We start from the raw sequence: 22,194 nt of genomic DNA, 5'->3' as shown, positions 1-22,194 counted from the left end.
AAGATATATCGTTGCGGTCAATCGGAGCTTGAGATGCGTCACTTACTCTTGCTTGTTCTGGCAATCACATTGCTTGCTTTCCCTGTGTCTTCACGGGCCGAAATGACACTTCTGATGGCAGAGGAAGATGGGTGTATGTGGTGCGCCCGTTGGGATTCCGAAATCTCTCAGATCTACCCGAAAACGCCCGAAGGACATACCGCACCATTGCAGCGCGTCGATATCCACGCGGCACTGCCAGACGGTATTTCTCTGACTAAACCCCTCTACTACACGCCGACCTTTGTTTTGTTGGACAATGGTAACGAGGTCGGCCGGATTGAAGGCTACCCGGGCGAGGACTTTTTCTGGGGCATGTTGGGTGTTTTGCTTCGTGACGCAGGAATACCGATTGAGACCTCTGGCTAATTGGCGGCAAATTATATAAACTGTTTTGAATACGTGAAGCCAAGACAGCGAGGCATTCTTGTTGGACAAACCATCGAAACTGCCTGTGTTCTCGAAGGACATGTGTGCAGAAGATCTGGACCGAATGATGGAAAATGCCCAGACGGCATCAAACTTCCTGAAGGCTATCAGTCACGAAGGGCGTCTGATGATCCTGTGCTATCTGTCCTCGGGGGAAAAATCCGTCACCCAGATGGAGGAGATGCTATCGGCTCGGCAGGCTGCGGTCTCTCAACAACTGTCTCGCCTGCGCTTCGAAGGTCTGGTCAAAACCCGGCGCGAAGGAAAAACGATCTACTACAGACTGGCTGACGACCGATCGACACAGATTCTCGAAGTTGTTTACGATCTTTTCTGCAGGGAAAACTAGAGACCCTGTCTGAAAGGCCGCCAGCTTTGGGAGGGGACTGGCCATGTTCGAATTGCTGGGAGACGCCAATTCCGTTGCCCTGATCGGTTTGATCGGCGGGATAGTGTTGGGATTGGCGGCACGTATCGGCCGATTCTGCACGTTGGGCGCGATTGAGGACTACCTCTACGCGGATGATGATGGGCGGCTGCGAATGTGGGCCGTTGCAATCGGTGTGGCCATTGTCGGTAGCCACGCGGCTATGGCGTTGGGTTGGCTCGATCCCGTCGAAACGACATATCTTGCGCAATCGTGGAACCCGATCGGCTCGATCGTGGGGGGTTTGCTGTTCGGCTACGGCATGGCCATCAGTGGAAACTGTGGCTACGGCGCATTGGCAAGGCTGGGGGGCGGTGACCTCCGATCATTCGTAATCGTATCTGTCCTTGGTCTGTCAGCATACATCGCAATGTCGGGCCCCCTGGCATATCTCAGGGTTTCGGTATTTCCTGTGGAAATGGATATTGGCCAGCCGCAGAGCATCAGCTTTCTGGCCGAGCGCTTGACCTCTGTTCCGGCCTGGTTGATTGGTACGCTTGTCGGCGCCGCCATGGTGGGTTTCGCTCTGGCAAACGAACGGTTTCGCCGCACCCCGTCGCGGGTATTTTGGGGCGCAGCCGTAGGACTGGCGGTCGCCTCAGGTTGGCTTGGAACGTATTGGGTTGCTGCTCACGGCTTTGACGGAGAGACGGTGCAGACCCATACATTCGCAAGGCCGCTGGGTGACACGATACTCTATCTGATGACGGCATCCGGCACCACGCTTTCCTTTGCTGTTGGTTCGGTCTCAGGTGTTCTCATCGGAGCGTTCCTTGGATCCTGGTCCAAGGGCCATTTCCGGTGGGAAGCGTGCGAGGATCCACGTGAACTCAAGCGGCAAATGCTGGGTGCCGCCATCATGGGCCCGGGCGCGGTCATCGCGGTTGGATGCAGCGTTGGACAAGGCATCTCTGCCTTCTCACTTCTTGCCTACAGCGCGCCCGTCACATTCGCTGCGATCTTCGCTGGGGCAGCCCTTGGTTTGAAGCAACTCGTCTCGGGGCTGTCCTTTATGACTGAACGTTGAGTTCCTAATTCGACGCCAAACGGAAACAACTTCCCGCCGTTTCCCTGACGTCGGTGAGTTTCTTTCGCCAATAATCAGTTCGTGTTGATAGCGTTTTCTTGATTAGCGCCTCATACCTCATCATGATCCAGATATGTCGGTCGAAATTGAAAAGTGGCTAAATGATCTCGGATTGAGTCAGTACGCAGATGCTTTTGCGGAAAACGATATCGATGCGCGCGTTCTGCCATTGTTGACATGCGACGACCTCAAGGAGCTTGGGGTAAGCCTGGGTCATCGAAAAATCATTCTCGCTGCGGTTCGGGAACTGGGTGGCCAACAGAAATTGCCCACTTCACCCCAGTCAGCGGACGGGCAAGTCCATGAGAAGGATGAGGAATTTGTTTCTGATGAGGCTGAAAGTGGAAGTCCATCGAAAAGAAGATCTACAACACAAACAGCCGCTGAGAGGCGACATTTAACAGTCGTGTTTGCTGATCTGGTTGGCTCGACAGAACTGACCAATCGCCTGGATCCCGAAGACATGCGGGGTCTGTTGCAGAATTACCAGGATGCCGTCGCAGGGGCGGTAAGCCGATATGGCGGCTACGTCGCGAAATATCTGGGCGATGGCCTTCTGGTGTTCTTCGGCTGGCCAACGGCCTATGAAGATCACGCTGTTCGCGCGGTAAAGGCCGGTCTTGAGGCTGTTCGACGGGTCAAAGAACTTAAAACGCCGGACGGCGAGCGTTTGTCGGTCAGGCTGGGCGTTGCGAGTGGTGATGTGGTGGTCGGCGACACGGTCGGAGAAAACACTTACGAAGAAGGCGCAATGACCGGCCCGATCGTCAATCTTGCGGCTCGGTTGCAGGAATATGCAGAACCAAACTCAGTCGTCTTGTCTGTTGAAGAAACCGAAGCAGCCTTGCATCAGATATTTGAGTTCAAATCTCTTGGGCAAACCGAACTCAAGGGGTTCAGAGAACCACGCACTCTGTTGAAAGTAGTTTCGGAGCGCAGCGCGGAGAGCCGTTTTCGCGCTTCACACAGAAATGACGCCGGCAGCGCCATGATTGGCAGGGATTACGAAAAAGGGATCCTTTTGCAGTCGTGGCAACGCGCCAAAAGCGGTCATGGGGAGGTTGTCCTTCTGGCGGGCGAGGCCGGAATTGGAAAATCGCGCCTGACAGAGGAATTCCTTGCAGAAGTCGCCGCAACTGACGAAGCCGATGTGATAAGACTGAACTGTTCCCCTTATCTGACCAGCAGTCCTTTCCACCCGGTTACGCAGCGAATTTCCCAGGACGCGGATGTTGAACCTGACTTTGATGACAATCTGATCCTCGACCATGTCAGGAAGATGCTGGAGGGCAGAAAAGGCTTGGACTGGGAAAAGGTCTTGCCTGTTTTCGCCGCCTTGGTCGCGCCTCGTAGCGCGCTCGCTCGAGAAGTACTCGACTTGACGCCGCAGGAGCAGCGCGACCTAACAATTCAAACCTTGATCCACGCGGTTCAGGTTCGGTCAAACGTGCGTCCGGTTATTTTGTGCGTTGAGGATGCTCATTGGATCGATCCTTCGACGCAGGCCCTGTTGGAGCGTTTCAAAGCGATTTGCACCGATCTTCCCCTGATGATGTTGATAACGCACAGACCGGGTTGGGAAATGGCCCGTGACGATGGAGCCTCGCACGTTCAGACCCTCTTGCTGAGGCGGTTTGATTCAGCTCATGTCTTCAATCTGGTTCGCAATATTACCGGTCAGGATCCGGACGATGCGCTGATCGCCGCAATTGTTGAGAAGACGGATGGCGTGCCTTTGTTCGTCGAGGAACTGACCCGCGCAATCGTCGAAGCCGGAGAGCAGGGACAAATCCACATACCGTCGTCTTTGAAAGGTGCGTTGATGGCGCGGCTCGATGCGGTTTCACCAGAGGCCAAACAAGTCGCGCTTACGGGATCCGTCATTGGTCGAGAGTTTGAGCCGAGCATATTGAGTGCCGCAATGAGCCTGGATGAAGCCGACATCATCAAGCGTCTCGAAGAGCTTTCTCGTACCGGCCTGATCTTTGAAAGCGGGCATAATCGTGGGCATTTCGTTTTCCGACATGCCCTTATTCGTGACACTGCCTATCAGTCTATGTTGAGCTCTACCCGAAGACAGCAGCACTCAGGTGTGGCGCGCGCTTTGCTGCAGATGCGATCCGCTGAGATTGAACGCAGACCCGAATTGGTCGCCCGCCATCTTTCAGAGGCCGAAGAATGGCCCGCTGCGTTCGAAAAATGGCGCACTGCGACTGAAATGGCCCTCGGGCGATCCGCTAGTCAAGAGGCGATGGTCAACGCCCGGGAAACACTCAAAGCAGCAGAAAATCTCGGACCTGAGAACAGTGCTGAAACGATCAAGAGCAAAATACTGATCGGTCGCAGCCATGACAGCCTGGGTCAGTTGCCAGAGGGTATAGCGGTCTTGAAAGCTGCTTCGGACGCAGCCCGTGTCATACGTGACGTAGAGCTCGCTGCAGATGCGGCCAACCACTTTGCGGATTCGTGTATGATGTCGAGCGAGAAATACAGCGAGGCAATTGAACTTTGTGACGACGCGCTGAAGGACCTGCCCGACCATGACGAAGTTCGCCGGTGCAGGCTGATGAGCCAACTTGCGCGCGCGCACATGTTTGCTGGCCAGCTTTCCGAGGGCGTGCGTTTTGGCCAGCAATCCATGGAACTGGCCGCGAGACTGGGTGATTACAAATCCCAGTTCTCTGTGATGATGATGCATTTTGGCGCGCCGTTTGTCGCGCGCAAAGGAAGAGAGGCACGCCATTGGCGTGAAAACCTCGATGCCATGCATCGGGTGGCCGAGAACCTGGGAAGTATTGATCAGGGTCGAAATTGGACACTCAGCCTGTTTGTCGGAGCCGAAATGGCCGACCGAGACCTGATGGACAAATCGCTCGAATTGCTGGCGGAGAACTCGGAAAAGGAAAACCATCTGCAGCTCTACTGGGTTCAGAAACACGCACGCGCCATGATTGCAATTATGGACGGCGATTTTGACCAGGCCGAAAAGCATGCAACCGAGGCGGTGCAGATAGGTCGGAAGACCCACGGCGAACACGTTGAGGGCGTCTTCGGTGTTCAGATGTTCACCATCCGCCGCGAACAGAACCGTCTGCACGAGGTCGCGCCGGTGATCAAAAAACTGATGACGGACAGCCCCGATGATATTTCCTGGAAACCGGGCTTTGGCCTGATCGCGGCAGAGTTGGGATATACAGAACCAGCCGAACGCATTTTGAACGAAATGGCAGAAAATGGCTTCGATCTTCCACCGGATGCCATGTATTCGACCACATTGTCCTATCTTGCCGACATTTGCGTCGCCGTTGAGAACCTTAAGCATGCCAAGACCCTCTTTGACATGCTTGCCCCATACGAAGAGCTGACGATCACCGCTGGGGCAACCACAGTTTGCACCGGGGCTGCTGCGAGACGCCTTGGCAGTCTGGCCGCGCTGCTGAAGGACTGGGATACTGCCGAAAGGATGTTCGAAAAGGCTATCGAAATAGACACGCACATGAAATGCCCGCCCTGGATTGCGCATAGCAAGGCAGCCTACGCATCCGCGCTACGGCGCCGGGGTAGCGCGAGTGATTTGAAGCTGGCGTTTCAACTGGAAGGGGAAGCGTTGGCAATTTCACAGAAATTGAGTATGGTTTCCTTGAGGTCAAAGCTCGAAGGAACAGCCAGTTAAGGCCATACCATGCTTGGGGGAGCATCATGCCAAGGTACATCATAGAAAGACAATTCGCCGAGCAACTGAACGTCACCGACGATGACAAAATCCACATCAAGCAGATCAATGACGAGGTTGGCGTCGAGTGGATTTTCTCGTTCCTGAGCGCAGACAAGCGCAAAACATACTGCCTGTATGAAGCCCCTGATGAGGAGAGCCTCAGAAAGGCGGCCGAGCGCCTGAACATTCCTGCCGATGTCATAACACCTGTGGATCAGATCGATCCGGGCATATTCGCCTGACCGTCAGCCGGTCTTTTACCTGAAAGAACGTAGCTCCTTCGTGAAGGGCTTCATAAGTACATGAGGCAGCCGTGCAAGAAGCCTGACCTGACAATGGGGAGGCCTAAGCATGTATGACCTGAAAACACTCGACGGAAGCACAGCAACTGTGGATCAGGAAGCGCTGGACGCGCTGGATGCCTCACTTCGTGGCGGTGTCTACCTGCAGGGAACTTCGGAATATGAAAGCGCAAGGACGACCTGGAACAGTATGTTCGAGCGTTATCCCGGGTTCGTAATCCGCGCCATGGGGGCGAGCGATGTCCAGAAGGCAGTGAACTTTGTCAGAGACGCAGGCCTCATGATCTCGGTCCGGTCCGGCGGGCATCAGATTGCAGGTCATGCTGTTGCGGACGAGACCGTAATGCTCGATCTGTCCCAGATGCGGTCTGTACACGTGGATCCCGTCAACAAGACAGCGCGGATTGCGCCGGGTGCACTGCTTGGCGACGTGGATCGCGAAACTCAGGCTCATGGGCTTGCCGTTCCCGTTGGCATCAACTCGACCACGGGTATCGCAGGCTTGACCTTGGGCGGCGGCTTTGGATGGACCACCCGGAAATTCGGCATGACTATCGACAACCTGCTTTCGGCAGAAGTCGTGACAGCAGACGGCGCGATTGTAACGGCCTCTTCCACGAGCCACCCTGAACTTTTCTGGGCCATCCGCGGTGGGGGTGGAAATTTCGGGGTCGTGACTTCCTTCGAGTTCCAGTTGCACGACCTCGGACCCGATGTTCTGTCAGGCCTGATCGTACATCCGATCGAAAAAGCGCCGGAGCTTCTTGCCCAATTTGCGGCCATTGCAGACAATTCCCCTGATGAACTGACCGTCTGGAGCGTAATGCGCAAAGCACCGCCTCTGCCTTTCCTGCCGGAGGAATGGCATGGGCGGGAAGTGCTGATCTTTGCGGCTTGCTATAGTGGACCGATGGGCGAGGGTGAAAAGGCGATGTCACCTTTACGTGCGCTCGGCGAACCGATTGCCGATGTCATATCACCGCACAAGTTCGTGGACTGGCAAGCCGCCTTTGACCCCTTGTTGACGCCCGGGGCTCGGAACTATTGGAAAAGCCATGATTTCGATGCGCTATCCACGGATGCAATTACCGGTCTATTAGAGGCAATTTCATGCCTTCCCGACCCGGCGTGCGAAGTCTTCATTGCCCATGTGGGTGGCGCAATGGCCCGCGTTGAAACCAGCGCGACAGCGTATCCGGAAAGATCGGCGCATTTCATCATGAACGTTCACACGCGTTGGGAAGACCCCAGCAAGGACGGAGAATGCATTGAATGGGCGCGCAGGCTCTATGAGCAGATGCGACCACACTCGACTGGCAGCGCGTATGTGAACTTCATGCCAGAGGACGAAGCGGATCATATGACTTGCGCGTACGGCGCGCATGGGGAGAAGCTAACAAAGATCAAAGGCAACTATGATCCAAATAATCTGTTCAGGATCAATCACAACATCTTGCCCGGGTGAAGCCATGCAGTGCTTGCAAAGTCGGGCTGAGTAGAGACCCGTAACCTGATTTGGTGCCACATAAATGCTCTCTTGGGTGTACCAAAAGCCCGCAGGGACCTCTTGATTGCCGTCTTGAGGGTCCATACGAATCCGGTTTCGAAATCAACCGAATGAGGCGGCGAAGAGCGGACCGTGCATTGCATATCTGCCGGTCTTGCTGATGGAAGCGTTCCGCCAGCTTCACCATAACCGGCCCTCGTTTCCCGACCTGAGCGGCTCGCATGTGATCAATAAGGTAGTGCGCCCGCCGCTCTCATTCTCGGGGGCCTAAACTACACACTGGGTCTAAATAGCCATTGCAGGCTGTCCAGACCTTTGGATGACACTTATCCGCTTTTCTCTGAACGAGCATATCCGACGACGCCAATTCGGTTTTGGAAAGATGCGTACAGATTTCTTTTTGATACCTGCCCAACAAATTCCGATTTTTGACTTTGTTTCATAAGCGCGTACAATTCCAACAGCTTTTAGCGTTGGATTTTCAAGTTGGCCCACCTTCACGAAGACGACGGTAGGAAAAGCGGCCAGCACGGGAGGGGGAAATGAAGAGATTTTCTGTTTGGTTGTTTGCCCTCCTGTCGCTTACGGGGTGCTGGGAGAAGGAAGAGGAAACAGCCGAAACGGTCGTCCGTCCCGTCAGGGCAACCGAGATATCCGATCTGTCCAGTTTGCATGACCGGTACTTTGTTGGAACAGCCAGAGCCGCGCGCGAGGTGTCCCTGGCATTTCGCGTCCCGGGCAACGTGGTCGGAGTGGACGTTCAGGTTGGCGACCTGGTGGCCAAGGGCGACGTTGTCGCAGCCTTGGACCCGGCCCCATACCAGGCCGAGGTCGATCGGCTTTCAGCAGAACTTGAGAGCGCGCAGGCGACGTTCGAGAACGCCAAGCTTCAAACGGACCGGCAGCGTTCATTGGTTGAAAAAGACGTTGCTGCGCAAGCGACACTTGATCGGTTTGTCGCGGGTGAAACATCAGCTCAGGCAGCAATCAATTCTGTCCAGGGCGCGCTGGACAGGGCCACCTTGGATTTGACCTATACAAGCCTGACTGCGCCATTCGATGGGCGTGTGGTCGCAAAATACATTGAGGATTTTGAAGAGGTCGCGGCACAAAGCCCGGTTCTGCGCATTCTGGATGCGGAGCACATCGAAGTGGTGATCGATATCCCCGAACGATACATCGCCCTGATCCCGCATATCGAGGACATAACCGTTACTTTTGACGCTTTAGGGGACGTGATCCTGCCTGCCGAGATCAGTGAGATTGGTTCTGAAGCTTCTGCAACCACCCGAACCTTCCCCGTCACGCTGATTATGGAGCAACCAGAAGACTCGCTTGTTCTTCCGGGCATGGCAGGGCGTGTCAGCGGTCAGCCAAAGGAAGGGCACGAGCCATTTGACGCGATCACGGTTCCTGCCAGCGCGGTTTTTGTGCCCGAAGGGGAAACCGACCCTCATGTCTGGGTGTTTGACGCAACCTCGGAAACCGTGACCGCACGGAAGGTTGCACTTGGCACACCCCGGTCGCAAGGGGTCGCCGTCAGCGAAGGACTGGAGTTCGGCGACGTGGTCGTTACGGCCGGCGCGAACTCTTTGCGAGAGGGCCAGAAGGTGTCGCTGCTTTCTGAGGATTCGGAATAATGGGCCTTGCCGCATTCGCTGTCCGCAACGCCAAGTTTGTTTGGTTTACGGTCGTCATGCTCACGTTGGGCGGCATTTCGGCGTTCTTCAGTCTTGGCCAGTTGGAAGACCCCGAATTCACCATCAAGACCGCAGTTGTAACCACCCCCTATCCCGGTGCCAGCCCTGAAGAAGTTGAGCAGGAAGTCACCGAACGGATTGAACTCAAGCTCCAAGAGATCAAGGAAATCGACTACATCTCGAGCGAAAGCCGGGCCGGCATTTCGACGATCAAAGTCGAGATCCGTCCGAATTACTGGTCCGATGAACTGCCCCAGATCTGGGACACGCTGCGCCGCAAAGTCAGGGACGTGGAAACAGACCTGCCCCCTGGCGCAGGCCGTCCTGCTATCAACGACGATTTCGGTGATGTCTTCGGGCTTCTGCTGGCCATGACATCTGATGGGTTTACCGCCCAGGAACTCGACCGGTTCGCCGAAGACTTCAAGCGAGAACTCTCATTGATCGACGGAGTCGGACGTGTCGATCTGTGGGGAGAGCGCGACAGGGTCATCTATCTGGAAACACGGGAAGAAGCTTTGGCTGCGCTGGGCGTATCGGCTCAGACCATTCTCAGCACCTTGCAGACGCAGAACGCGATTGTGGATGCGGGGCGGGTGAACATTGGCGACTACCGAATGCGGATTGCGCCAAGCGGTACATTCACCAGCCCGACGGACATTGCAGATCTGGTAGTACGGCCAAGCGGTCTGGATCAGGTTCAAAGCGGCCAACGTCGGGGCCCGGAACTGCTCCGGCTGGGTGAAGTTGTCGAGGTCAGGGAAGGCTACGCTGATCCACCGACCACAATGATGCGCTATAACGGTCTTCCGTCCATTGGATTGGCGATATCCTTCCAGTCAGGTGTCAACGTCGTCAGCGTGGGAGAAGCTGTAGATGCAAGAGTGTCTGAACTGATCGCGGCCTTGCCTGTGGGCATCGAGGTTGAGCGGGTTCATTGGCAGTCCGACGACGTGAATCTGGCAGTCAGCAGCTTCCTGATCAGCCTCGGACAGGCTGTTGCGATTGTCTTGGTCGTTTTGACTCTGGCGATGGGTGTTCGGATGGGCATCATCATCGGCAGCGGGTTGATCTTGACGATACTCGCCACCTTCATTCCGCTGGCGATGCTGGGCATAGATCTTCAACGCATGTCCTTGGGCGCGCTGATCATTGCGCTGGGCATGATGGTCGACAACTCAATCGTCGTGGCGGATGGCGCAATGGTTCGGATGTCGCAAGGCATGGATCGCGCGAAAGCCGCAATCGACGCCGCAACGCGCCCCGCCATGTCCCTGCTTGGGGCCACGTTCGTCGCCGTGATGGCCTTCTACCCGATCTTTGCATCTGTCGAGAGCGCGGGAGAGTACTGCCGAACACTTTTCTCGGTTGTCGGGATTGCGCTGCTGGTCAGTTGGCTGTTGTCCATGACGGTCACGCCACTGCAGTGTGTTGCCATGCTGCCCGAGCCAAAGGGCGGAGCCAGCGAGACTTTTGACACCGGTCTCTACGCCGTTTACCGTCGCTTTCTGGCCGCCGCGATCCGGGTCCGCTACCTGACGATCGGTGTAGCCCTGGGTGCTTTGGTTATCGCAGGCGTGGGCTTTGGTTCGGTTACACAACTGTTTTTCCCGACCTCTTCGATGACCAAGTACATGATCGATTATTACGCGCCCGAGGGAACGCGGATTGAAGCCGTGTCCGAAGCCATAAAACGCATCGAAGAGCAGGTGGAAATGGATGACCGCGTGACTGGTATCGCAAGTTTTATCGGGGCAGGCCCGCCGCGTTTCTACTTGCCCGTCGATCCCGAAGGGACCAATCCGTCCTACGCGCAAGTCATCGTGAACGTCGAGGATTACCGGGACATTCCCGAGATGACCAAAGCCATCTCGCTGTGGATGTCCGAGAATATGCCCGAGGCAACCTCGTTCACGCGCCAGTTTGGTGTGGGCCCCAGCAATACCTGGGCGTTTGAAAACCGTATCATCGGCCCGGCAGATGCCGATCCCGAAAACCTGCGCGAAATCGGTGACCGGGCCGTTGCGATACTGGATCGGCATCAATGGACGAAGGTGGCGCGCACCGATTGGCGCAACAGGGTCCTGAAGACCGTGCCTGACTATGACCAGGACCGGGCACGATGGACGGGCATCACGTATGAAGACCTTGGCAACACGACGAAACGCGCGTTTGACGGGCGTTCGGTTGGCCTCTACCGCGAGGGCGATGAGTTGCTGCCGATCATCGTCCGGCCCGGCGCGGAAGATGTGGCCGCCGTGGACAACTTTGAACTTCTGCAACTGCAGTCTCCGTTTTCAGTGGAACCGGTCCCGTTGGCCCAGGTCGTGCGTGGCGTGAATATCCAGCCGGAAGACCCAACGATAAATCGCCGCGACCGGCGCCGTGTTCTCACCGTTCAGGCCAATCCCATCGACAGCGTTACCCTGCCAAGCTATCGCGCCGCAGTTCTCGCCGATTTTGACGCTTTGGAGGCCGACTTGCCGCAAGGCTACAGCATGGAGTGGGGCGGAGAGTACGAGGACACGGTATCTGCTCAGGCGTCCCTGATCCCGGGAATGATACCCGCGTTTTCGATCATGGCTCTTATCGTTGTTGGCCTGTTCAACTCGTATCGCAGGCCGCTGGTCATCTTCCTGACGGTTCCTTTTGTGCTGATAGGCATCGTCCCCAGCTTGCTTCTCACGAACACGCCGTTCGGATTTGTGGCATTGCTCGGCGGCATGAGCCTGGCTGGCATGATGATCAAGAATGCGATCGTTCTGATCGATCAGATCAACGACAATTTGGCTGAAGGCCAGCCGGGATACGACGCCGTTTTGAATGCCGGCGCCTCAAGACTGCGCCCCGTCGTATTGGCCGCGGCAACCACGGTTCTGGGTGTGATACCGCTGCTGCCGGACGTGTTTTGGGTGGGTCTTGCTGTCACGATCATGGGCGGATTGACGGTGGGCACGATGCTCACAATGATACTCGTCCCGGTTTTGTTCGCCACGCTGAATGGTATCCGACAATCACCGCAGGCCGTATGACATGGCCTTTCGCACCACAGTCGGATCAGTTTCTTCCGAGCGAGATAGATTTTTGCGCAATTGATTTAGCGTTTGGGGGGATAAGGTGGACAATACAATACTGTACTTCTTGGTTGGAATATTCGTAGTTGGCCTGCTTTCGATGGGATATTTTGCCAAGGGCAGCGGAGCACTTTGGGTCATCGCAATACTGGTCGGCGTATTGCTTGCAATGGTCGCATTCTTTGGAGGCTACTTTGATGAAGCACCAAAGTGAATCTTGAAGGCCTGAGTTTTGCCAAAACCATCATGCTTACTGTCGTTTGGCCAACATCAGCACGAATGAGACAGTTTGGGGTGTTTTGATTAAGGCAGGTTTACGGCTCATCGTAACCGCCAAGGAGTGAAGATAAAAAAGAAACCCCGAAACCACTGGGCCAGAAACGGGAGCATTTCCTTGAGGGTTCCGCCCCAAGAGCCTGCTGCCGTTCGATGTTCCGATGACCTGGCTGGAGTGGCAGGATATTTTCAACATATTAAAATAAATGGAAAAAGCTCAATGGGCGATTTTGGGGGATCGGTTTGAATTCAGTCATGTGTCTCACTTTTTGCTCTTGATTGTTTTGGCGTTTGGGGACTCGTCGGCCATACGAATTTTACGCTTTGGGCAGGAGCCGGATGTTCGCTGCATTGGCAAAAGACCGACGGGCCGGGGAACAAGCGAACTTTGACCAACAGGCCTGTCTGGAACCTGCCAGCTCCGCTCTCGCAAAGAGGTGCCGGGTGATGTTGTCGACCGGCTGTTGGTTCCGGATGGGAAGATCTGGAAGCCCAAAAAAAAGAAACTGGCCGCACTCAATAAATCTGACATGGCATCGGGGGAACATTTTTGGTCAAATGGCTGCCGAAGGTTCCGTTCCCTGGGAAGAATAAATAACTTGCCGATATGAAAAACTTAATTTCCCGTGGCATATCGAAGGCCCTTGGCCGTGGCAGAACACAGCTGCTTGAAAAGCCAGAGGCTATTCCGCCGGGAACTAAAAGTATTCAAATGCCGCGGGAACAATCCAAAATCTTGTCGCGCTGTCTGTCGATTGATCTGGAGGTTGATCCCAAGGAAGCCAAGTTGTTCGCCTTTGCAGCCGTGCCGGAAGGCGATGGAGAGGGGATCGTTCATCGGAAAGGTGACCTGAAAGCCGCGCTTGAAAAGCTCGACCTGTTTTGCGCCGGTTTCGCACATGTTGTTGGACACAATATTCTGCGCCATGACCTGCCGCATCTCATGGCGGCCTCGCCGCGCTTCGCAAAGCTCGCGGACGGACCGATTGATACGCTGTGGCTCAACCCATTAGCGTTCCCGCGTAATCCCTATCATCATCTGGTCAAACACTACCGCGATGGGCGGCTTCAAAGTGGTCATGTCAACGATCCCGAGTTCGACGCGCGTCTCGTGTTCGAGGTTCTCCGCAACCAGATCGACGCCTTCGTATCGCTGAACACGTTGTCGCCAGAAACGATGATAGCCTATCACTGGCTGTGCTGCCGAGGTCCTGGTAGCGTCGGATTTGATCGGTTGTTCAGCGACGTGCGCGGGGCGCCCATCCCGACCGAAGCGGAAGCGCACGATGCCATTCAGACGCTGCTAAAAGACGTGGCCTGCGGCGCGCAGGTGGACGCCTTGCTCGAGCGGCTCTCGGACACTGGGCTGGGTTGGCCGATGGCATATGCCATTGCCTGGATTTCGGTCGCTGGTGGGGATTCTGTCATGCCGCCTTGGGTGCGGGCGCAATTCCGTGACGCTGCACGGCTCGTCAAAGACCTGAGAGATACGAATTGTCGTGATCCGCACTGTGCCTATTGCGCAGAGCACAATGATCCCACCCGAGCACTCGAACGTTGGTTCGGCTTCCCAAGTTTCCGCCCAGAACCAGTCGACGAGGACGGACGCCCGCTTCAAGAAAAGATCGTGGCGACGGCCATGGAAGGCGACAACCTCTTGGGTATCCTTCCAACGGGCACGGGTAAGTCTATCTGCTATCAGATTCCCGCGCTGTCTCGGTTCGACAAGACCGGGGCATTGACCGTCGTTATATCACCGCTTGTGGCGCTGATGGCGGACCAGGTTCAAGGCTTGGTACGGGCCGGAATTTCCTCGGCGGTTACGATAAACGGGCTATTGTCTTTGCCCGAGCGTCAGGATGCGCTTGACAAGGTGCGGCTTGGGGATGCTGCGATCCTTTTGATTTCGCCCGAACAACTGCGCAGCACAACAGTTCGGTCCGTTCTGTCACAGCGCGAGGTAGGGCTGTGGGTGCTGGACGAGGCGCACTGCGTGTCTAAATGGGGGCACGATTTCCGGCCGGACTATCGCTACGTTTCGCGGTTTATCAAGGAAAGCTCAGGCGACGATCCGGCTCCGGTGCTTTGCTTGACCGCAACAGCAAAGCCGGACGTCGTACTGGACATCCGCAGTCATTTCAAAGAGCGGTTGGGGTCCGAACTGGCGTTGATCGATGGTGGCGCGTCGCGCTCAAACCTAAGCTTCCAGGTGCTGCCAACGCAGCGGGCGACCAAGATGACCGATATCCTCGACACGATCGAGGCCCAGCTTCCGCGCGAGGGCGTGTCTGGGGCGGTCGTCTATTGTGCGACCCGAAACGCTACAGAGCGCGTGGCGGAGTTCTTAAAACAACAAGGCATCGCCGCTGAACGGTATCACGCAGGCCTTAGCGCCGATGACAAGCGTGAGATTCAAGAGGACTTCCGCGTCGGCAATCTGCGCGTGATCGCGGCCACCAACGCCTTTGGGATGGGGGTCGACAAGCCGGACATTCGTCTGGTGGTACACGGAGACGTGCCGGGGTCACTGGAAAACTACTTGCAGGAGGCGGGTCGCGCCGGACGGGACCGCGAGCCTGCAAACTGCGTCCTTTTGTTCAATACCGAAGACGTCGATCGCCAGTTCAGCCTCAGCGCGCGCTCTCGACTCGCGCGGCACGAAATCGGCGCGATCCTTAAGGCGCTTCGGCGTCTTGATGCTCGGACCGGAAAAGGCGGCGAAATTGTCGCGACACCCGGTGAGATCGTTCATGAGGAGAAAGAGCGAGACTTCCAGCGGGACAGCAATACCGACGATACGCGGGTGAAGACCGCCGTCGCCTGGCTGGAAGAAGCACACCTTCTGAACCGCGAAGAAAACCGGGTGCAGGTGTTCCCCGCCTCGCTCCGGATAAGAAGCATGAAGGAGGTCCGCGAAATCCTTGCATCCGCCGAGATCACCGAGCGGCGACGCGAGGACCTGGCCACCATCGTGCAGCATATCATCAACGCGCCGCAGGAAGAGGGCATCACCACGGACGAGCTCTGCGGGATCAGCGGGCTTACGATGTCGAGCCTGCGTAAAGCCTTGGCGGATCTCGAGGCCCTGGGGATTGCAAAGGATGATACAAACATCACCATCTTCGTGCATGTGCGTGTCGAAAATGCCTCGCCGAAGCGGTTCGAAGCGGCATCCCGGTTGGAAGCTGACCTGATTGCGATCCTTGGAGAGCAAGCGCCAGACGCGGACATCGATGAGGCTTTGCCCTGCCATCTGGCCTCAGTGGCGCAGGCCTTGCGGGAGCGGGGACACGCCTCCGTGCGGCCCGATATTGTCGAGGGGTTGCTCCGTGGGATGGCGCAGGATGGCCGCGACATGGATGGCGGAAAAGGCAATATCGGCCTACGCAAGGTGTCCAAAGGCAGTGTCATGGTGCGAATGCAAAGGTCATGGGCGGTAACCGAACAGACCGCTCAGCTTCGCAGGCAAGCCGCAGAGCGTTTGGTTTCATACTTGATCAACAAGGTTCAGGCCGGCCTGCGTGGGAAAGATGTTCCTGTCGAAACCACGCTTGGCGACCTACTTGCAGCAATCAACAGCGATGCGCTGTTGCGGGCATCTGTCAATGATCCGGCAAAGCTGATGGATCGGGCGCTTCTGTGGCTGCACGAACAGCAGGTGGTGACTCTGGGCAAGGGATTGTCCGTGTTCCGCTCCGCCATGACGTTGCACATAAATCGGAAAGGCGGCGCTTTTACCACCCAACATTTCGCGCCGCTCGAAGACCATTACACCGAACAGACCGTCCAGACCCACGTGATGGCGGCATATGCGAGCAAAGGCATCGACGATATCGATCAGGCCCAGCGGCTCGCGCATGACTATTTCGCAATGGAGCAGTCCGACTTCATGAAAGCTTGGATGCCGGGGAAAATTTCGGAGTTCAGACGACAGGCAACGCCCCAGTCTTATGCCGAGATCGTCGACAATCTGGGGAACTCGACGCAAGAGCAGATCGTGCGTGACGACCGCGAACAGACCAATGTGCTTGTGCTTGCGGGACCGGGATCGGGCAAGACACGCGTGCTGGTCCATCGCGTCGCCTATCTGGTCAGGATCAAACGCGAAGATCCAAACGGTATATTGGTGCTCGCCTACAATCGCCACGCGGCCGCCGAGATCCGGGAACGCTTGCGTCTGCTGATCGGCGAAGATGCTCGTTTCGTGACGGTCTTGACCATCCATGCCTTAGCCATGAGGTTGATTGGCGCGAGTTTCGCCGGACGGGTGGCGGCCGATGAACCTGATTTCGAGACGCTTCTGATCGATGCGGCACGTCTCTTGCGTGGCGACGGGCTGGACAAAGTCGAGGCCGAAGCCTTGCGAGAGACCTTGATCCAAGGGTTCCGCTGGATACTCGTGGACGAATATCAGGACGTGGGCCCTGAGGAATACGCCTTGATCGCGGCGGTGGCCGGACGCAGTATCGACGACCCCGATCAACGGATCAGCCTGTTCGCAGTCGGCGATGACGACCAAAATATCTATGCGTTTGCCGGCGCATCGGTGCGCCACATTCGACAATTCGAACAGGATTATTCCGCCAAGCCGGTTTTTCTAACCGACAATTACCGCTCGTCGAAAAACATCGTCAGCGCAGCGAACGCCGTGATCGAAGGATCTCGGGAACGTATGAAAACAGGCCATGGGATTACCGTCGACCAATCGCGGCAAAAGGACCCGGCCGGGGGTATCATGGAAAGCCTCGACCCGGTTGCGCAGGGGCGGGTTCAAATCCTTGGCTGCCAGGCCGGGAATGACGTTCAGGCCCTTGCGGCGGTCAACGAGATGATCCGCCTGTCAAAACTGATCCCGGATTGGAGCTGGAAGGGCGCGGCAATCATTTCTCGTGATTGGCGCAAGCTTCTGCCAGTCCGCGACTTTGCCGAGGCCCATGGAATTCCAGTCGAAATGGCGAACGAAAACTTGCCGAGTGTTTGGCGTACCCGTGAGATGCGGAGCTTCATCGACGGTCTGCGCGAGAGGCAAGCAGCTTTGGTCAGCTTGAGCGATCTTACCGAAACCCTGAACACGATACCCTCAAGCCGTTGGACTGACCGGATCGGCGAGGGACTTGGCCAACTTGCGCGTGAAGTTGATGGCAAAGCGCTGCCGAGCCCCGACGTGATCGAATGGTTTGCTGAATGGTCGAAGGACTCATGGGGCGAGCAGCGCGGCCTCAAATTGTTAACGGCGCACCGCGCGAAAGGCCTCGAATTCGACGATGTCGTGATCCTGGATGGCGGTTGGGAACGGCCCTCGCGAAACGAAGATCAGGACGCGCCGAGGCGTTTGTTCTATGTCGCCATGACACGTGCAAGGCGAAATTTGATCGTCATGAGTAACGACAATCACGAATACCTTCCCACCGAGTCGCCTTCCGTCGTCACGCGGCACGTGGTGCCCGACTTGGCGACAGTCCCCGGCCCGCGCCGGTTCTTTCAATCGCCGGAAATGAAGATGGTCGACCTGTCGTTCGCAGGACGCCAAGGTGATCGGCACGTTGTTCATGACGCGATCGCCGAAGCGCAGGTTGGCGCGCCAGTCAGGCTCTCCAGTGTCGGAGATCGCTGGCAGATCGAGGATCTTCAAGGTCGGATCCTCGGGCGGATGGCAAAAGCATTCGCGCCCCCGATGGGCACGAAATTTGTTACCGGCGAGATCGCGGCCATCATTAATTGGCGTAAGGAGGATGCCGATGAGCGTTTTCATCACCTGATGAAACGCGCCAATTGGGAAGTTGTTGTGCCTGAACTGGTATTCGAAGAGGTCAAGGGGGCTGAAAGGGTTTTCGGAAAGGATCAGAAGGTCAAGTAGGGCGGTCAGGCGGTCGTTCGCTGCACTTGCAATAAAGGATCGCTTAGGGCCGGTCGGAACTTCCGAATGAATTCAAGGTTGGAAGATTTACAGGTAGTATCTTGTATTTATTCAATACATGTTCGGTGTGCACGGTTAAGCGACAGGACAATACCATGACCAACTTTGCCGACAACGATCTACTCACGCTACAGCACGAAGTACAGCGGTTGTTGGGGCGATGCCTGTTACGGCTCCAACAATATGAGCGGCTGATCAAAGCTATGGTGGCGCATCATAGGCTCTCAGGGCCGATTCATGACTTGGAGCGTTCAAGGGCCGCGCAGGTTGACGCCACGGCGCGTAAGACGCTCGGCACCTTGGTGCGCGATCTCCTCGGATCGTATGTCGTTGCTGGTGAGATCGAACCTGCCGAAGGGGCGACGATCAATTCTCCTGAAGGAGCCAATTGGTTCGCCATGCGGATGTCACTTGACCTATCGAGTGAGGATTTCGCTCGGGTAGAGAATGAACTCAGAGACATGGTTCTTCTACGGAACAATCTGGTTCACCATTTCATCGAGCAGCACGATCTCCGGAGCTTGAATGGATGCCGCGGCGCGAAAGATACATCGGTCAGCGCATATAACCGCATCGACCAAAACCTCGAGCAACTTCGGGAATGGGCTAGTACCATGGAAGAAATGCGCTAGGCTCTCCCACAAGTCTTGCAGTCGGAGAAGTTCAAAGACGTGTTTGTCAACGGAAAGTAAACTGGGACGCGCCGCGCATAGTGAGTGCCTTGCGAGAAGCATACTGTGCATCGGCTTTCGATGGATAGGCGCCGTTGGCTTAGGCAGGCATATAGAAATGGTCCGCGAAATACCCGGCTGTGGCATCAGGCTGAAGACGTCGAGTGGTGCCAATGCAGAAATTCACTTCCTGCTCGCGAACAATTCATCCAAGCAATGATACGGTGCGGTGTCCCGAAACTGTGCGACGAGCGCGAGGTCGTTTGAACGATAACGCCCGTAGGTTTTCAGAAGATACTGTACATAAAGAAGCAGAGCGATTGTCGTTCCCGCTGCTGCAATGTTGAATGTGACTTCCCACCCTGTCATTTGGGTGCTCCCTTAATTGATAAGTTTCGCTTCTCTCCCGGCGCAGTAACGATTTAGGACCGAGCGGGTTTTAATCGGTCCGATACTCCGTCGGGTTTTCGCGAGCCGATACGGTGACCGATCGGTTTGCAGCTTGACCAGAGCGTAGGGGCGAGAGTTTGTGTTCCATTCGACCCGCAAGTGGTTCATCGCCCAGTGCGAGCGAACGGGTTTTCCTGAGCACTTCACAGCCTCTCTGGTCGGTCACCAATCGGCTCGATCGGAGAACGGGATCACCTACGGGATTTACTCGGCTGGGATCAGTGATGAGCAGCGTCGGTCGATCGTCGATCAGATACGGCTCCCGATATGAGTTTCCCGGACATCGACGCGTTCGAGGAGCGAGCAGCGATTGCCGAATACGACGGCGGGTGCACCCGTAAGGCAGCGGAAGATCTGGCAGCTCGGGCTCAGGGGTTCCGGGATGCTGAAGCCTACTGGCAGTGGTTAGCCCACAATGTCGTTAACCGCAGACCACCCTGAAATCCAAACCTCGGCGGCCCTTAGCGGTTTGCCGGGGGATCTCTGCTTTTCATTCTTTTTCCAAAGATGACGTTGGTCGTAGGTGGCGGAATGAAGGCTGTGCGGACAAAACTGCCGGTCATTACGTCGCCTGAATTGCTTCCCACAATACGAGTAGATGCTAACGCCCGTGTCGAAAATGTAATTTTGCTCAGCCAGATGTGCTCAAGTACACAGTCTGGAATGCGAAAGCCTGCGCGGCTAAGATTGAATTAAGTACATCGCAACCAAAGGCGCGACAGTGATTAATTCGCCTCAGAACACAAATCGCCATGGGTCGCAAAAACAGCTTGCGCGTGCACGTGAGCGTGAGCGTGCGATGCGGGCAATCCTTCAGGTCATTTCACGGTCCCGTGACGACGAAAAACCTGTTTTTGATGTGATTCTTGAAAGCGCGGCACGATTGTGTAATGCGCCATTTGCATGTCTGTTTCTGGCCAATGATGAGCGCACCTGTTTGACAATCCCCGCCTATCACGGCGCCCGGTCACAATTCGTTGAGCTGATCAATGCCAATCCGTTGCCAATGGACCCGGAACAATCACTGACGGTACAGGCGATGATTGCTCGCGAACCGCTGCAGATCGCCGATGCAAGAGACCAAATTTACGATGCCGGTCAACCGCACCGGGTTCACGCGGTGGAAGTTGAGGGCATACGCACACTTCTTACCGTTCCGCTGTTAACACCGGATTCTTCGCTAGGGGTTTTGTTTCTCTACCGTCGGGAAGTGTTGCCCTTCACAGAAGATGAAATCGCCTTGGTGCAAACCTTCGCTGCACAAGCCGTTATCGCCATTCAGAACGTGCGGCAGTTCCGCGAGCTGCAGGCTAGGCTAGAGCGTGAAGTGGCGATGCGGGATATTCTGGAAGTCATCAGCCAGAATCGGGACGATGATGGCCCAGTGTTCGATCTGATCACGCGGAACGCGGCGATACTATGTGGTGCACCGGTGTGCACTTTGTGGCGCGTCGAGAATGGCATTATCCACTACTGCGCCAGCTATGGCGTCCGCGGCGAAGCCCTCGCCGAGACGGAACTGACGCCAGCAGAACCGCTTGCCGACAATACTTTGACTGGCCGGGTTTTCCGCTCTCGAGCGGTCGCCCGGATCGACGATGCTACTGACGAAAGTTATCTTGATTACGAATGGGTCCGGGCGCGGGGCCTGAAGTATCTGGTGGGTGTACCTATCTTTGTCCGCGGCGAAGTGTGGGGCAGCATAAACCTCATGTGGCCGCCCGACCGCCTCCCGCGTGACTCGGATACCCAACTGGTCGAAGGCTTCGCCTCCCAGGCCGCCATTGCCATCGAGAACGTGCGCCAGTTCAGGGCGCTGGAGGCGCTCAATGCCGAATTGGGCGATCGGGTGCAAGCCCAGGTGGGCGAGATCGAGCGCATGGGGCGCCTAAAGCGGTTCCTGCCGGCGGCGGTTGCAGATACCGTCATTTCGTCGGGATCTGAGAAGTTGCTGTCGAGCCATCGGGCGCTTCTGGGCGCGCTGTTCTGCGACATCAGGGGCTTCACCGCCTTTTGCGAGACGGCGGAGCCGGAGGAGACCATCGAGGTTCTCCAAACCTATCACGAAGAGATGGGAAAGCTGATCAACGCCCACGAGGCGGGAGTTGATCTGCGGATGGGGGATGGCATAATGGTGCTGTTCAACGATCCGCTGCCCTGTGACGACCCCGCAGGCGAGGCGGCGCGGCTGGCGATTGCCATGCGCGCGCGGATGGTGGATCTTTGCATGCGATGGAAGCGATTGGGCCACCGGCTGGGTTTCGGTGTGGCTGTCTCCCTTGGTTATGCGAACATTGGGATCGTGGGGTTTGAGGGGCGGTTCGACTACACGGCTTCTGGCACACCGATCAACCTAGCGTCGCGTCTTTGCGACGAGGCAGAGGATGGAGAGATCCTTCTGAGTCCGCGGGCGGCCATCGCGCTCGAGGATCGGTTCCTCGTGGAATCGCGTGGGGAGTTAACGCTGAAAGGCATCCGGGAGCCAATGGAAGTGTTTCGGCTGACCGGCATAGCTGAGGCTTAGTCAATGAGTGCTTAGGGCTCAGGCCAGTCGTTCGCGGTATCTGGTATTGATGGCCGCTTTAGTGGACAAAACCGCC

Annotated in this window: 13 protein-coding genes; all 13 read left to right on the top strand. The window is 56.3% G+C overall.

The window, feature by feature from the left end; translation table 11 throughout:
• Positions 1-33 precede the first annotated feature (33 nt).
• The 13 genes from ACR0J2_RS23265 (at position 34) to ACR0J2_RS23205 (ending at position 22,118) form a co-directional block, all read left to right on the top strand.
• Entirely contained in the window at positions 34-408 is a 375-nt protein-coding gene (locus tag ACR0J2_RS23265) for a hypothetical protein (protein WP_480814027.1), read from the top strand.
• Positions 409-508: 100 nt separating this feature from the next.
• Complete coding sequence (locus ACR0J2_RS23260) at positions 509-817, top strand: metalloregulator ArsR/SmtB family transcription factor (protein WP_170617300.1); 309 nt, start codon at positions 509-511, stop codon at positions 815-817.
• 43 nt (positions 818-860) lie between these two features.
• Positions 861-1,922, top strand: a complete 1,062-nt coding sequence (locus ACR0J2_RS23255) for a YeeE/YedE family protein (RefSeq protein WP_480814026.1) — start codon at positions 861-863, stop codon at positions 1,920-1,922.
• A gap of 133 nt (positions 1,923-2,055) precedes the next feature.
• On the top strand, positions 2,056-5,655 hold the full coding sequence (locus ACR0J2_RS23250) for an adenylate/guanylate cyclase domain-containing protein (protein WP_480814025.1): 3,600 nt from the start codon (positions 2,056-2,058) through the stop codon (positions 5,653-5,655).
• Positions 5,656-5,681: 26 nt separating this feature from the next.
• Positions 5,682-5,939 (top strand): DUF4242 domain-containing protein, encoded by a 258-nt coding sequence (locus ACR0J2_RS23245; RefSeq protein ID WP_170617216.1) that lies wholly within the window; start codon positions 5,682-5,684, stop codon positions 5,937-5,939.
• Between the two features lie 109 nt (positions 5,940-6,048).
• Positions 6,049-7,464: an FAD-binding oxidoreductase gene (locus ACR0J2_RS23240; protein ID WP_480814024.1), complete on the top strand. Its 1,416-nt coding sequence runs from the start codon at positions 6,049-6,051 to the stop codon at positions 7,462-7,464.
• Between the two features lie 584 nt (positions 7,465-8,048).
• Complete coding sequence (locus tag ACR0J2_RS23235; RefSeq protein ID WP_480814023.1) at positions 8,049-9,146, top strand: efflux RND transporter periplasmic adaptor subunit; 1,098 nt, start codon at positions 8,049-8,051, stop codon at positions 9,144-9,146.
• Positions 9,146-12,238, top strand: a complete 3,093-nt coding sequence (locus ACR0J2_RS23230) for an efflux RND transporter permease subunit (RefSeq protein ID WP_480814022.1) — start codon at positions 9,146-9,148, stop codon at positions 12,236-12,238. Before ACR0J2_RS23235 ends, ACR0J2_RS23230 begins: the two co-directional genes overlap by 1 nt.
• 85 nt (positions 12,239-12,323) lie before the next feature.
• A complete protein-coding gene (locus ACR0J2_RS23225) occupies positions 12,324-12,494 on the top strand; it encodes a hypothetical protein (protein ID WP_480814021.1) in 171 nt (56 codons plus the stop codon).
• Between the two features lie 774 nt (positions 12,495-13,268).
• On the top strand, positions 13,269-18,413 hold the full coding sequence (locus ACR0J2_RS23220) for a RecQ family ATP-dependent DNA helicase (protein WP_480814020.1): 5,145 nt from the start codon (positions 13,269-13,271) through the stop codon (positions 18,411-18,413).
• Positions 18,414-18,568: 155 nt separating this feature from the next.
• Positions 18,569-19,105, top strand: coding sequence for a hypothetical protein (locus ACR0J2_RS23215; protein WP_480814019.1), 537 nt, complete (start codon positions 18,569-18,571; stop codon positions 19,103-19,105).
• A 756-nt stretch (positions 19,106-19,861) separates the two neighbouring features.
• The gene (locus ACR0J2_RS23210; RefSeq protein ID WP_170617520.1) at positions 19,862-20,035 is read left to right on the top strand and encodes a hypothetical protein; all 174 of its coding nucleotides are present in this window, start codon (positions 19,862-19,864) and stop codon (positions 20,033-20,035) included.
• A 358-nt stretch (positions 20,036-20,393) separates the two neighbouring features.
• Positions 20,394-22,118, top strand: coding sequence for a GAF domain-containing protein (locus ACR0J2_RS23205; protein ID WP_480814056.1), 1,725 nt, complete (start codon positions 20,394-20,396; stop codon positions 22,116-22,118).
• Positions 22,119-22,194 lie beyond the last annotated feature (76 nt).

This window comes from Ruegeria sp. CG4 (genome assembly GCF_056537185.1).
Note: the sequence above shows the minus strand (reverse complement) of the source record. Positions and strands in the feature narration are given on the sequence as shown.